10 protein-coding genes are annotated in these 14,911 nt (G+C 42.5%); 6 read left to right on the forward strand and 4 right to left on the reverse strand.

All coding sequences use genetic code 11. The features are described 5' to 3' along the window. Positions 1–62: 62 nt before the first annotated feature. Entirely contained in the window at positions 63–260 is a 198-nt protein-coding gene (locus tag IEY42_RS09795; RefSeq protein ID WP_188925070.1) for a hypothetical protein, read from the forward strand. Positions 261–375: 115 nt separating this feature from the next. Here IEY42_RS09795 and IEY42_RS09800 read toward each other — a convergent pair whose 3' ends face one another. Together IEY42_RS09800 and gltB are read right to left on the reverse strand one after the other, a co-directional pair. Beyond that, positions 376–1,782 carry a glutamate synthase small subunit GltD family protein gene (locus tag IEY42_RS09800; RefSeq protein ID WP_188925071.1) on the reverse strand — a complete coding sequence of 469 codons (1,407 nt, stop codon included), beginning with the start codon at positions 1,780–1,782 and terminating at the stop codon, positions 376–378. Positions 1,783–1,784: 2 nt separating this feature from the next. After that, complete coding sequence (gene gltB / locus IEY42_RS09805; protein ID WP_188925072.1) at positions 1,785–6,233, reverse strand: glutamate synthase large subunit; 4,449 nt, start codon at positions 6,231–6,233, stop codon at positions 1,785–1,787. Positions 6,234–6,753: 520 nt separating this feature from the next. On the opposite strand from gltB, the gene mnmL reads away from it, so the two are divergent. The 3 genes from mnmL to oxyR all read left to right on the forward strand — a co-directional run bounded on the left by mnmL (position 6,754) and on the right by oxyR (position 9,375). Further along, a complete protein-coding gene (mnmL, locus tag IEY42_RS09810; RefSeq protein ID WP_188925073.1) occupies positions 6,754–7,719 on the forward strand; it encodes a tRNA modification radical SAM protein MnmL/YtqA in 966 nt (321 codons plus the stop codon). Between the two features lie 217 nt (positions 7,720–7,936). Next, on the forward strand, positions 7,937–8,302 hold the full coding sequence (locus tag IEY42_RS09815) for an Hpt domain-containing protein (RefSeq protein ID WP_188916833.1): 366 nt from the start codon (positions 7,937–7,939) through the stop codon (positions 8,300–8,302). 149 nt (positions 8,303–8,451) lie between these two features. Next, on the forward strand, positions 8,452–9,375 hold the full coding sequence (oxyR, locus tag IEY42_RS09820; protein ID WP_188925074.1) for a hydrogen peroxide-inducible genes transcriptional activator OxyR: 924 nt from the start codon (positions 8,452–8,454) through the stop codon (positions 9,373–9,375). A gap of 8 nt (positions 9,376–9,383) precedes the next feature. Here oxyR and IEY42_RS09825 read toward each other — a convergent pair whose 3' ends face one another. Both IEY42_RS09825 and mutH read right to left on the reverse strand, forming a co-directional pair. After that, positions 9,384–10,403 (reverse strand): adenylate/guanylate cyclase domain-containing protein, encoded by a 1,020-nt coding sequence (locus IEY42_RS09825; RefSeq protein ID WP_229780001.1) that lies wholly within the window; start codon positions 10,401–10,403, stop codon positions 9,384–9,386. Between the two features lie 232 nt (positions 10,404–10,635). Then, positions 10,636–11,304, reverse strand: coding sequence for a DNA mismatch repair endonuclease MutH (gene mutH / locus IEY42_RS09830; RefSeq protein ID WP_188925076.1), 669 nt, complete (start codon positions 11,302–11,304; stop codon positions 10,636–10,638). Between the two features lie 822 nt (positions 11,305–12,126). Between mutH and rppH the strand changes: the two genes are divergently transcribed. Beyond that, complete coding sequence (gene rppH / locus IEY42_RS09835) at positions 12,127–12,645, forward strand: RNA pyrophosphohydrolase (protein ID WP_188925128.1); 519 nt, start codon at positions 12,127–12,129, stop codon at positions 12,643–12,645. A 24-nt stretch (positions 12,646–12,669) separates the two neighbouring features. Next, positions 12,670–14,907 (forward strand): phosphoenolpyruvate--protein phosphotransferase, encoded by a 2,238-nt coding sequence (gene ptsP / locus IEY42_RS09840; protein ID WP_188925077.1) that lies wholly within the window; start codon positions 12,670–12,672, stop codon positions 14,905–14,907. Positions 14,908–14,911: the final 4 nt, after the last annotated feature.

Raw genomic sequence — 14,911 nt, forward strand, 5'->3', positions numbered from 1 at the left:
GAACTTGAGCTGTTAGATAGCACTAATATCGTGTTTGCTTAACCAGATCTGAGGTTAAATCAATGAATATTGAGGCAGATGCTGAAGTGCATGTGGCGATTTCTATTGATGAAAACTTATCAGGCATATTAACCGGAACCGCGGTGAAGGTGCAGCAACTTGATGGCGAAATGACTGTCGGAGTGAAGTTTTCGGAAGAGCACCCCGAGTTAAAAAATAACCTGTTTAGCCACTTTCTAGTGAACACCGCGAATAAATAATTACTGCTCTTTGGGCAAAAAAATGCGCATCATATAGATGCGCTAAAATTCACAAGCAAACTCGGTTTATTATGCCTAGCCTATAATCCATCACAGGCTAGATTTTTCAATCTTGTTAATCTAAAAAGTTTAAAATCCCCATTGCGGCATCTCGACCTTCAGCAATAGCGGTGACCACTAGGTCAGAACCGCGCACCATATCGCCACCAGCAAACACTTTAGGGTTAGTGGTTTGGAATGGGTTATCGTCAACTTTAGTGGCTTTAACTAGGCCCCACTCGTTGGTTTCGATACCAAAATCGCTAAACCAAGGTGCAGGGCTTGCCTGGAAACCAAAGGCGATAATCAGCGCATCTGTTTCGAGTACTTGCTCGCTGCCAGCAATGACTTCAGCACGTTGACGGCCACTCGCATCTGCTTCACCCATTTGGGTTTCCACACATTCAATACCAACCACTACGCCATTTTCAGCTTTAATGGCCACGGGTTGGCGATTAAATAAGAAGTTAACGCCTTCTTCACGCGCATTTTGCACTTCACGGCGCGAACCGGGCATGTTGGCTTCGTCACGACGGTATGCACAAGTTACGCTTTTAGCGCCTTGACGCACTGCTGTACGCACGCAATCCATAGCCGTGTCACCACCGCCTAGTACAACGACGTTTTTGCCTTCAAGGCTTAAATAGGGCGTTGAATCGTCTTGTGTACCCATTAAGTGATGAGTGTTACCAATCAGGTAAGGTAGCGCCTGGATAACGCCTTGGGCATCTTCGTTGGGTAACTTGGCTTTCATGGCGGTGTAAGTCCCCATGCCAAGGAACACGGAATCGTATTCATCTAGCAAGCTTTGAAAGCTCACATCTTTACCAACGGTCACGCCCATTTTAAATTGAATACCCATGCCCTCAAGTACAGAGCGGCGCGTCGCCATAACATCTTTATCAAGCTTAAATGATGGAATGCCGTAAGTTAACAAGCCACCAATTTGCGGGTATTTGTCATACACCACGGCTTGTACGCCATTGCGGGCTAAAATATCCGCGCAACCTAAACCTGCAGGGCCAGCACCAACAATCGCAACACGCTCTTTACGCGGTGTTACTTTGGTCATGTCTGGACGCCAGCCTTGAGAGATAGCCGTGTCGGTAATGTATTTTTCAACATTACCAATGGTGACCGCACCAAAGTCGTCATTTAGGGTACACGCACCTTCGCATAAACGATCTTGTGGGCATACTCGGCCGCATATTTCTGGCAGGGTGTTGGTTTCGTGAACCAAGTCTGCTGCTTCCATAATGCGACCTTGTTCAGCCAGTTTTAACCAGTTTGGAATGTAGTTATGCAGTGGGCATTTCCATTCGCAATACGGGTTACCACAGTCAAGACAACGATCGGCTTGTTCTTTCACTTCAGGCTGAGTAAACGGCTGATAAATTTCAATAAATTGTGTAGCACGTTTTTTGGCTTCATGTTTTACGGGGTCAGCACGACCCACTTCTACAAATTGAAAGTCATTGCTCATGATTATCCTGCCTTTACAACTAATTCCGGACTCTTCTGCTCAATTTTAAGCAGGTCAGCAACGGCAATATTCTTTGGTTTAACGAGTACGAAACAATCTAACCAGTTTTCAAAGTCACTTAAAATCATATGGGCATGCTCACTGCTGGTTTCAGCATAGTGAGTTTCAATTAACCCTTTTAAGTGTTGCTGGTGGATGGTTGATTCTAACTTTTGCGTATCAACCATTTCGGTGTTAACACGGCGATTAAAGCGACCAAATTGGTCGAACACGTAAGCAAAGCCACCTGTCATGCCGGCACCAAAGTTCACCCCAGTTTTACCAAGAATGACCACGATCCCGCCGGTCATGTATTCACAACCGTTATCGCCAACACCTTCAACCACAGCGATAGCACCTGAGTTACGCACACCAAAACGTTCGCCTGCTTGACCTGCGGCAAATAATTTACCGCCGGTTGCACCATACAAACAAGTGTTGCCCATAATGGCACTGCGTTCGCTTTGGAACGGACTGCCAATAGGTGGGTGAATGACAATCTTGCCGCCAGACATGCCTTTACCAACATAGTCATTGGCATCGCCGCATAGCTTAAGCTCTAACCCTGGGCTATTCCATACTCCAAAGCTTTGACCGGCACTGCCGTTAAAACCAAGTTTAATAGGTTCTTTGGTACCTTGTACGCCAATCTTAGTGGCAATAAAGCCAGACAATGCTGCGCCGACAGAACGGTCGGTATTGTTAATCAGGTATTGATACGAGTATGGCTCGCCCGCTTCCACTGCTGCTGCACAATCGGCAACCAGTGTTTGGTTAAGCTTGCCGACATCTGACGGAGGATTGGTTTCTTTCCAGGTCAATGCTGAGTTTGGCTGTACTTTTGGTTGATACAGAATTGGTGCTAAGTCTAAACCACGTTGTTTGTCAGTTTGGCCTTCAATAGCATGCAACCAATCGCTGCGGCCGACCAAATCTTCAAACTTGACTACACCTAATGCTGCCATCCATTCACGTACTTCTTGAGCGACAAACTCAAAGTAGGTCATTACGCGTTCTGGTAGACCGTGGTAGTGTTTTTCACGTAAGTTTTTATCTTGAGTCGCTACACCTGTCGCACAGTTATTGAGGTGACAAATACGTAAGTATTTACACCCGAGAGCGATCATTGGCACTGTACCAAAACCAAAGCTTTCAGCGCCCAGTAATGCCGCTTTAATTACGTCAGTACCGGTTTTTAAGCCGCCATCTACTTGTAAGCGAATTTTATGACGTAGGCCATTTTCAACTAGCGATTGATGCACTTCAGCTAAACCAAGCTCCCAAGGAGAGCCGGCATATTTAACAGAGGTAATTGGGCTTGCGCCTGTGCCGCCATCGTAACCAGAAATGGTAATCATATCTGCATACGCTTTTGCCACACCGGTCGCAATGGTGCCAACACCGGGTTCTGAAACCAATTTTACAGATACAAGTGCTTTTGGATTGATCTGTTTTAAATCGAAAATCAGCTGGGCTAAATCTTCAATTGAGTAGATGTCGTGATGTGGTGGCGGTGAAATCAGGGTGACGCCAGGACGAGCATGACGTAAGCCTGCAATTTCGACACTGACTTTATGTCCCGGTAGCTGACCACCTTCACCCGGTTTTGCCCCCTGTGCGACTTTAATTTGCAACACATCAGCGTTGACGAGGTAATGCGCTGTTACACCAAAACGGCCCGATGCGATTTGTTTAATGGCTGAGTTGCGTTCGCTGTTAAAGCGATTAGCGTCTTCTCCACCTTCACCCGAGTTTGAGCGACCGCCTAAGCGGTTCATGGCAACCGCTAATGCCTCATGAGCTTCAGGGCTCAATGCGCCAATACTCATTGCTGCACTGTCAAAGCGTGGGTACAAGGTTTCTGCACCTTCAACTTTGTCTACATCAACGGCATCAAGCTGGCCTTTAATCCCAATTAAGTCACGCAAGGTGGCAATAGGGCGATCATCAACTAGGCGAGCAAACTTCTTATACTCGACATAATCTTGGTTTTTAAGTGAGCTTTGCAATGTGTTGACTACGTCAGGGTTAAAGGCATGGTATTCGCCGCCCTCAACATATTTGAGTAATCCACCTTGCGGTAATGGTATATGAGCACGGTAAGCTGCGGTGTGCAGTATTTTTTGATCGTTAGCGATATGTTCAAAATTAACCCCTTCAATACGGCTAATCACACCTTTAAAGCATAAATCAATGACGTCACGCGCAAGTCCAACGGCTTCAAACTGTTGGCTACAACGGTATGATCCCACGGTGCTGATGCCCATTTTAGACATGATTTTGCGTAAGCCCTTTTCAATACCATAACGGAAGTTAAGCATTAATGGGGTGACGTCTTCTACCTGATGTAATTTCGCCATTGCAGAAATCGACTCATACGCAAGGTATGGGTAGATTGCTGTGGCGCCAAAACCGAGTAACACGGCAAAATGATGCGGGTCGCGTGCTGATGCGGTTTCAACAATAATGTTGGTGTCACAGCGCAAGCTCTTATCAACTAAACGGGTTTGCACGGCGCCGACGGCCATAGCAGCAGGGATCACCTGGGCATTTTGTGCCACAGCACGATCCGATAGCACTAATAGCGTTGTGCCACTTCGCGCTAAACGCTCTGCTTCATCGGTAATACGATGAATAGCTTGCTCTAAGCTTTCATGTGCGTCGTAGTTTAAATCAACAGTATTTGCACGATAATTAGTGCTGTCTAAACCGAGTAATTGGTTAAAGTCACTGAATAATAAAATCGGTGAGTTAAACATCACTCGATAAGCGTTACCTGTGGTTTCGCTAAATAAGTTTTGTTCACGACCAACACATGTGGCTAACGACATGACGTGTTTTTCACGTAGTGGATCGATAGGCGGGTTGGTGACCTGAGCAAACTTTTGGCGGAAGTAGTCATATAACGAACGTGACTTTTTCGACAATACTGCCATTGGCGTGTCATCGCCCATTGAGCCGATGGCCTCTTCACCTTTGCTGGCAAGAACCCAAATCACTTGCTCTAACTCTTCACGAGTAAAACCAAATTGTTTTTGGTATTGCAGTAAGGTTTTTGAATCAAAACCACTTTCACCTTGACGAGAAGGGGCAATATCTTCAGCAGGTACCAGTGTTTGGCTGTTTTTCGACATCCATTCTTTGTATGGGTGACGACGCTTTAAGTCGTTATCAATTTCAAATGATTGATATAAACGACCATTTACAGTGTCGAGTACCAGTAATTCACCAGGGCCAACACGGCCTTTTTCAATCACTTCATCCGCGGCGTAATCCCAAATGCCGACTTCTGAGGCTAAGGTTAAAATCCGGTCTTTAGTGATGACATAACGCGAAGGGCGCAAACCATTACGGTCAACTGCACACGCAGCATGGCGGCCATTGGTCATTACAATACCCGCTGGGCCATCCCAGGGCTCCATGTGCATTGAGTTAAAGTCATAAAAGGCTTTTAGTTCATCATCCATTTCTGGATTTGACTGCCATGCAGGTGGAATAAGCAAACGCATTGCACGGTATAAGTCCATGCCACCTGATAACAACATCTCAAGCATGTTATCTAGTGACGATGAATCAGAACCTGTTTCATTCACAAAAGGCGCAGCTTGTTGTAAATCTGGTAATAAGGGTGAATTAAACTTGTAGGCACGTGCGCGCGCCCATTGACGGTTACCCGTAATAGTATTGATTTCACCGTTGTGTGCTAAGTAGCGGAACGGTTGTGCTAATGGCCATTTTGGCGATGTATTAGTTGAAAAGCGCTGATGGAATAAGCAAATAGCACTTTTTAAGCGGATGTCTGCAAGGTCAGTGTAAAATGATGGCAGATCTGCTGGCATCATTAAGCCTTTATAGACCATCACTTGGCCAGATAAACTGGCCACATAAAAATCTTTGTCATCGGTAATTTGTTGCTCAAGGCGACGACGTGCCATATATAAGCGGCGTTCAAGATCTTTTTCTCGCCATCCCACTGGCGCATTAATCAGAACTTGATAAATTTGCGGTAGACTTGCTCGGCCAATCTCCCCCAGAACATCTGGATTAACCGGAACCTTACGCCAACCTGCAACACTCAGTGTTTCTCTTTGTAATTCTTTTTCTAAAATAAATTTAGCTTCATCAGCACGTTGTTCGTCTTGGCTGAGAAATAGCATACCTACGGCAAACTTTCGGCTTAAATGCCAATCATTTTCTGCGGCGATAGCTTCAAAGAAAGCAGTCGGCATTTGCATTAATAAACCACAGCCATCACCTGTGCGTCCGTCAGCTGCAATACCACCACGATGCTTCATTCGATCGAGACCATGAATTGCGGTACGCACAATGCGATGACTAGCGTCACCGTCCATTTGTGCGATTAATCCAAATCCGCAATTGTCACGCTCAAAACTTGGATGATACAAGCTCATACAAAAAACCCCCTAAACCTCTACTAGATACGACTCGGGGTAAATGTGAAACATTCCATAGATATGCACCCGAACCATTCAAATTAAACTGAGAATGCATAAAGGTCAAACCAAAAAAATGCAACAAACTTAAATGTAATTACTTAAAAAAGGGTAAAGTTCATTAAGTTTACGTTAACGTAAACTGTGATTTTGTTGCTATAACCTTATGAATAAAAACAATTTTAGAATTTAATCAAACAAATGATTACTTTTTAGCAACAAAAGCAGAGAGTTGTTTTTGAATTAAAAATAGTGAATTTTATTTCAAATACAGTTTTTGGGTAAAAAATTATTCTAAATGAGTAAATATTCATTTTTATTAATTTAATTCATGTTGCGGATATTTTAAACATTTTTGCGACATAGCGCAGAATTTAACGTTTGTTGGACTTAAATGGAGTTTTTATTGATTTAGCACCGAGACAGGTGTTTAAGTGATCCATAAACTAGCGCCCTTTTAGTTTAAGAGGGGAGCCAGATGGGCTTGGATGACTACGTTAATACATTTGGTTCTTATTGCAAGCGACAATATGGTGAAAGAATAAAAAAACTGACCATTGATGCTGAATTTACCTGCCCTAATCGAGATGGCACGCTAGGGCTTGGAGGCTGCACATTTTGTAATGTAGCGTCTTTTAATGCTCAACAAGGGCAAACCTTGTCGATTCCTGTGCAACTTGCCGATGGAAAAGTACGTGCCCATTTGAAAGATCAAGGCGTTAATAAATCGCGACCGGCCTCTGTATCATCAAGTAAATACATTGCTTATTTTCAAGCCTATACCAGTACTTACGATGAATTTAACCGCCTAAAACAAAAATACGACCTTGCAGTTGAAGATAAGCATGTGGTGGGATTACACATTGGTACTCGGCCTGACTGTGTTCCAGATGAAGTACTCGATTTACTGGTTGAATATCAACAAAGTGGGTTAGATGTATGGTTAGAACTAGGCTTACAAACCAGTAATAATCACACATTGAAAAAAATTAATCGTGGTCACCAATTGGCTGAGTATCGTCAAACTGTTATAGCAGCGAGATCGCGCGGTATTAAAGTGTGCACCCATTTGATTTTAGGTTTACCCGGCGAGACCACTACCGACTACTTAAATAGCTTAAAAACGGTATTAGGAATTGGTGTCGATGGGATTAAGCTTCATCCATTGCATATTGTTGAAGGGAGTACCATGGCCAAGCAATGGCATTATAAGCCAATGCCTTTATTAACATTAGATGAATATGCCTCAGCAGCAGCGATGTTAATTCGCCATACACCCGAACATATTATTTTCCACCGTGTTACCGCATATGCCAAAAAACCGATGCTACTTGCCCCTGACTGGTGTGCATTTCGCTGGGATGGGTTAGTCGCCATTGTAGATGAACTAAGAGAATATGGAGGCCAAGGAAGTGCGCTCAATAGCGCTTACAAAACGGCTTAACGTGCTCTTGTGGTTGTTTAACATTCTATTTGATTGAAAAAAACTCAAAATTAGCTTTTTTTAAACGTTGGTAATGCCAGTGAAAAAGTGGTGTTAATAACTTGTTATTATTTCAATTAAAAGTGATGCTATTGGTGTTCAAACCTTGCATAGGCTATTTTACTCGGTATTATGTTTTTTAATTTTATAGAGTTAGAATTCTTATAGAGGTGCCACAATGGCCACAACGCAGTTAGACTCAATATTGGATCTCAACACCCTTGAGCAATATATCAGCGCCATTGGTGCTGGGACGTTATTAAAAAGCGTAGTGCTATTTGAGCAACTAATGCCTGAATATGTCAGCAGTTTAGTGAAAGCTGAAGATGCAGATGATAAAGATACTTTATGTGCAGAAGCACATAAGTTTAAAGGCGCAGCAGGTTCTGTTGGCTTAAAACGTATTCAACAATTTGCTCAGTTGTTACAACATAGCGAAGAAGCAAATTGGGATGCCGACCATAAAACCTGGTTAGCTGAAATCGTTGAGCATGCCGCTAAAGATTTACAACAACTTAAAGCGTACCTAGAGGCAAAAGCTTAACCGCTCTTTAGTTTGCCTAACCTAAATAAAGCCTCTATTAATGAGGCTTTTTTTATGGATGTATGTCGCATTAATGCTTATCTGTTACTTGTTATTTCGGCCTATTTAATTCATTATTTGAATCAACATCGGTAAGGGTAATCGTTAAAATGAAAAATCTTCCTAGCCTTAAAAATCTCTACTATTTAGTGCATTTACATCAAGAGCAAAACTTTAATCGTGCCGCTAAAATGTGCTTTGTGAGTCAATCAACCTTGTCCAGCGGTATACAAAACCTTGAGGAACAGCTCGGTTATCAATTGATCGAACGGGATCATAAGTCATTTATGTTTACCGCAATTGGTGAGGAAGTCGTTGAACGTGCGAGAAATATTTTAACCAACGTTGATGACTTAGTGGAGTTGGTTAAAAATCAGGGGGAGCCAATGACGGGCGAGATCCGTTTAGGCTGTATTCCGACAATTGCGCCGTTTTTACTGAGCCGCGTAGTGAAACTGTGTCAGCAAGATTACCCCAAATTAAGCTTGTTATTAAAAGAAGACACCACAGAAAGGCTTCTTGATGCGTTAGCTAAAGGTGAGCTCGATTTATTGATTTTGGCTTTGCCAGTGGACACGAATGGCTTTCATAGTATGAAAGTGGGTATCGACCCATTTAAGATGGTAATGCACAAAGAGTTATCGCAAGATGTTATACAGCCTATTGATTATCAAAAAATGCCTGACGAAAGTATTTTTTTACTGCAAGCTGAGCACTGTATTACTGGCCATGCGATTACAGCATGTCAGTTAGGTGATAGTTCCAAGGTTAATCCGTTTGCTGCAACCAGTTTGCATACGTTAGTGCAAATGGTGAATAGCAAACTGGGCACGACCTTTTTACCGCAAATGGCTATTGATACCGGGATTTTACATGACACCGATCTCATTGCGATGGATCCACCGGGTGAAGCGCCGTATCGTGATATTGGTTTAGTGTGGCGTCAAACGACTAGTCGTATTTCAACCTTTAGAACCTTAGGGTTAGCGATACAGAAAAAGTTGCTGGCTCAAGAATTACCAAGCAAAAAATAGACGCGTTATCAGTGCGTCGATTTGATAGGTGCAGCACCAAATACTTCAATGGGGTGCTGCTTACCTTTTAACACAATTGGACCTAAATTAATTAAGTCATATTGGCTGTTTTGCAGCTCAAGCCGATGAACAACATCCCCAGATAACAGCATTCTTTGACCTAATGGATTACATTGGTCTTGAAGCCTTGCCAAGGTATTCAGTACATCACTAAAGAAACTAATCTCTTGTTTGTGAACCCCCACAACAGCAGCGACCACCTGGCCACAATGTGCAGCGGCTTTAAATTTAGGCACAAAGCCATATTGTTGTTCAAAGTATTGAGTTTGCCACTTAAGTTGCTTACAAAATTCGAAGTAAATGTTCATGCAACGGTCGTGTTTAATACCTTGATCTAACGGCCAATGGATTAATACCGCATCACCCATATAACGATATATCTCAGCCTCGTTGTCTGTCACCGTATCGGCTAGCATACTAAAGCTGTCTTGGATGAGCCGGCTAAAACGGTAATCGCCAAGGGTTTCTGCATGTGCCGTAGACGATACCATATCGATAAATAAAAATAGTTGATGCTCATATCTTGGTTTATGGTATTTTCCTAAACCAATATTAAACAATACCTTAGGTCCTACCAACAGTGCCATCTGTTCAATAAAGGCTAAGCTAACCCGCACTACAACTAAATAAACGATCAATGCCTGAAATGACGGACTGTAAATAATATGCACACTGAGCATTTGTCGTAAGGTGATCATGTGGTTGTCTATAGCCCACATGTTTAAAAATTGAGTCACATAGGCCAGTGTTGTTGCGCCAAGTAATAAGAACAAGCCTTTAAAAACCACTGAAAACAAATAAGGTAGGCGGCTAATGGCGCTAAAGTCGGCAATGAGGTTCGACATCCAGTGAAGTCCACCAAATATAAACCCCATAAATACTGCTAATGTGGCTAAATCAGCGTTACCAACAGCCCAATCTGGAAGTTGTGAGGATTGTGAATAGCGGAAAAACACAAATGACGCCATGGCGACGCTCCAAGCAAACACAGCGAACAATAGTTTTTTAGTCTGACGGCGCGCTTTCAAGAGAATTAAGATGTCCGAATGGCTGAGTAATAAGCGGTGTAGTTTATAGAAATTCTGCTCAATAGGGATAGTTTATTTGTGATTTAGATCAAGAGAAGTGCAGAAAAATGTGGCCTAGTGCAAACTTTTGCTCAGCCAATGGAACTGATTGTGTTTACGCTAAAACGTTAATTTAACCAAAAGCATTATTTAAAATTTGTTGAGTAAAATCGATTTTTAAATAAAAACCACGCGGATTAGATAATTGGATACTGCCGTCTTCAGCAATGCTTTCAGTTAATGCTTGGCTATTAGCCGCCTTTGGGCGCAGTTGTAATACTTCTCCATGTCGAGCTGTAATTTTATCGACTTTTCCTAAAGCGATTAACTCCATTATTTCTTCCCAATCTTGCTGAAGCTGCTGTGCTTGTAGCACATTTGGCTGCCATAAGATGGGAGTGCCAACACGTCTTTCGCCGACAGGAATATCGCGTTCACCTTCCACTGGAACCCACAATACTTGTTGTAACTTGTGGTAGACCACGCTGTTTTGCCAGGTTAATCCTTGAATGTTGACCAGCGGAGCGACTGTGACATAAGTGGTTTCAAGTGGCTTACCTTTACTATCGATAGGGATAGTTTTTAACTCAACGCCTAAATGAATAAAGTCTTGTTGTGGTTTTGATCCTGCCAGCGCACCTAATTCAGACTCAATGAGTTGGCCTACCCAGCCTTTATCGCGTCTTAAGTTTTCCGGCACGGCAATTTGGTTGTCCATTGCAATGTCAGCAAGGCGGATCCCGGCCATGTTATGTGCTCTTAGCATTAATTCATTAATGTCTTTAGGCGAGGATTTAGCCATGTCACTTTCATTACCTTTAATCGATGTTGTGAAGCCATATTAGATTGCACTTACAGACTGATTGGGTGAGTGGAGTATGTAAATGGCAATATGGTAAACGCGAAAATATTCGCCGGTATGCTAGCAAGTATTGATTAATAATAACAAGTTTACTGATATTAGTGCTAATGTTCAAAAAATGAACGCATTATTTGTGGGTAAAACTTTTTGATTGAATAAGTTCATAACCCTATGTTTTAATTTGGTTTTATAAATCTTTATTGTTTATAATATTGAATTGTCCCAAGTTACTCTCGTTTTGCCCTAGTATTTCACACATAGTTATCCACAGAATTAATGGATAACTGTGAAAACAATTGTCTTTAACTGATTAAAAAGGGCAAGTCAACGCAATAAAACCGCTTTTTCTTTGGTTTATTTTAAAAAACGCCTTGTTATTTGTGTATAACTTAAGACGTAGTAGAGTGAGTTGTTGATCTTATTTAGAGTCGTTGTTTTTTTGTTCGATCTAAGAGATCCAGATATTAGTAATATGTGTTTATGTTTTAAATTATTGTATTTAAACGGTTTGTTGTTGTTGTTCGGGTGGGTTTATTAAATCGATATTTGTCGGTTTTTACCCACTAATTGAGCTTTACCAAAGTTTCGAACAGAGATATCCACAGATTTTGTGGATAATCTACAGGGTAAAGCATAACAGCTGTTGATAAATAAGCTTTGTTAACATTGTTATTCAATTATCCACATTAAATAGAGGTTTGCCGATAGGCATGCTTTGTGAAACAATCAGACGATATAAAATTGGTTAATTTTGGAGTCCATGTGATTGATAGCGACGGCTTTCGCGCAAATGTGGGCATCATTATCTGTAATAAATTTGGACAAGTTATGTGGGCTAGACGTTTTGGCCAACATTCATGGCAGTTTCCACAAGGTGGGTTAGATGATGGCGAGAATGCAGAGCAAGCCATGTATCGCGAACTCTACGAAGAAGTGGGGCTGAGACCAGAGCATGTACAAATTTTAACGTCCACTCGTTCTTGGTTACGGTATCGATTACCCAAGCGTTTGGTGCGCCAAGAAAGCAAACCTGTTTGCATTGGCCAAAAGCAGAAATGGTTTTTACTACAATTAAAAGGTCACGATAATACCATTAATTTAAATTCTTCTGGTCATCCAGAGTTTGATGATTGGCGTTGGGTGAGTTATTGGTACCCTGTGCGTCAGGTAGTGTCTTTTAAGCGCGATGTATATAGAAAAGTAATGAAAGAGTTCGCATCGACGACATTAGCGCTGCAAACGCGCGAATTTAATAGAAAACGAAGCAAACAACGGAGTTAACTGATTTCAAAGAGGATTGGAACCGTGTTAAACATGCTCAGGGATATCACTCAAGCTGTTGCAAGAGCCAACAGTTTGGAGAGTGCATTAAATATTTTGGTGTCGCAAACGCGCATCGCGATGGCGACACATTGTTGTTCCATTTATATCCTTGAGCAACAAAACCTTGTGCTGTCGGCCACTGAAGGGCTTGAGAAGTCTGCAGTCGGCCGAGTCAGCATGCCATTATCTGAAGGCCTTGTTGGCTTAGTTGCCCAGCGTGAAGAAGCTGTAAACTTGGCTGATGCACGTATACACCCACGCTTTAAATTATTCCCAGAGGCTGTTGAAGAAGATTATCGGGCCTTTCTGGCTGTACCGATTATTTTTCAAAAGTTAGTTGTTGGCGTCATCGTGGTTCAGCAGCCCGACGCAAGGCAGTTTAGCGAAAGCGAAGAAGCTTTTTTAATGACGCTAGCAGCACAACTTGCCGTGGTTGTTCGTAGTCTTAAACACAAAGCTGCCATTACTAATGTGCAACATCAAGTGATGTTTAATGGGATCACTGCTTCAAGTGGTATTGCGATTGCCCACGGTTTAGTGCTCGGTGGTGCTATTTCACTAGAGCAACCTGAGCGTCATTGCGATGATGTTGACGTTGAATTGCTTAGGCTTAAACAAGCTATGCAACGTTGTAAAGATATGCTTTCGGCTATTTCTCAGCGTTTTGAGAGCGAAAAGTCTGCTGATGTTGCTTCTATCTTTACAGCTTTCCTGCTATTGCTTGAAGATTCAAGTTTAGGCGGAGAGTATGCTCGAGAGGTCGCACTTGGTTGGCAATCTGAATCCGCTGTCAGTCGCGTGTCACTTCGTTATATCGATCAATTTTTGGCGATGGAAGATCCCTACTTAAAAGAACGGGCAAGCGATATTCGCGAGCTGGGTCAAAAAGTATTACGCCAATTAATTGAACCAGGGCGCTTAGAAGTTGAGTCTGACAAACCGGTTATTTTAGTTGCTAAAGAAGTCGATGCCACATTGTTGGCTGAGTTCCCTCGGCAGAAGCTTGCGGGGATTGTTACCGAACGTGGTGGTGTAAACGCCCATGCTGCCATTTTAGCTCGCGCATTGGGTGTGCCTGCCATTGTTGGTATGGACGATGTCTTGTCGACCGACATCGATCAAAAGTTATTAGTGCTTAATGCCACACGCGGTCAGCTACTCGTGTCGCCATCACCGGCAGTCATTGAAGAATATCAATTACTGCTTGATGCTGATGTTGAAAAACAAAAGCAATTTTCTGCAGAATTAAGTTTGCCATCGGTGACTACAGATGGCCAACGCATCCAGCTTTACCTTAATGCCGGTTTACTGAGTGGTATCGCATCTGAAATTGCTGAAGGTGCTGATGGGATAGGCTTATACCGGACTGAAATTCCGTTTATGTTACATCAACGCTTTCCGAGTGAAAGCGAACAAATCAATGTTTACAAACAAGTGCTAAGTGCTGCGGGCGAGCGACCTGTGGTGATGCGTACCTTGGATGTTGGCGGTGATAAACCTTTACCTTATTTTCCGATCAAAGAAGATAACCCATTTTTAGGTTGGCGCGGTATTCGTTTGTCACTTGATCACCCTGAGTTGTTTTTAGTCCAACTCAGAGCAATGTTGCAAGCAGCAAGAAAGGGCAATCAATTACAAATTTTACTGCCTATGGTGAGCAATCTTGATGAGATAGACCAAACCTTAACGTATCTCGAGCAAGCCTTTACTGAATTAAACCAAGAACTCAATACCATTTTAGTTAGACCTAAAGTGGGTGTGATGCTTGAAGTACCTGCATTATTGTATCAATTACAAGATGTGGCAAAACGGGTCGATTTTGTCTCTGTAGGCAGTAACGATTTAACCCAATATTTATTGGCGGTTGACCGTAACAACCCCAGTGTGAGTTCATTATTTGATAGTTATCATCCCGGCATTTTACGCGCTCTTAAAATGGCCGTTGATGACTGTAAACAATATGATTTAGATGTCAGTGTCTGCGGCGAATTAGCTGGCGAGCCATATGGTGCTTTGTTGTTAGTGGCTATGGGTTACCATAAACTCAGTATGAACCAAGCCAGCCTGGCCAGAATAAACTATTTACTTAGACGGGTATCGCAACAAGAATTATCTGAGTTATTAAATAGCGTGTTATGCCAATCTAATGGCCAACAAGTGCGAACATTATTAGGGCAGTTTTTACAGCAACATGACCTAGCCGATTTGATTAATCCATAATATG

It is taken from the genome of Shewanella algicola (assembly GCF_014648035.1).
In the GTDB taxonomy this organism is placed as follows: domain Bacteria; phylum Pseudomonadota; class Gammaproteobacteria; order Enterobacterales; family Shewanellaceae; genus Shewanella; species Shewanella algicola.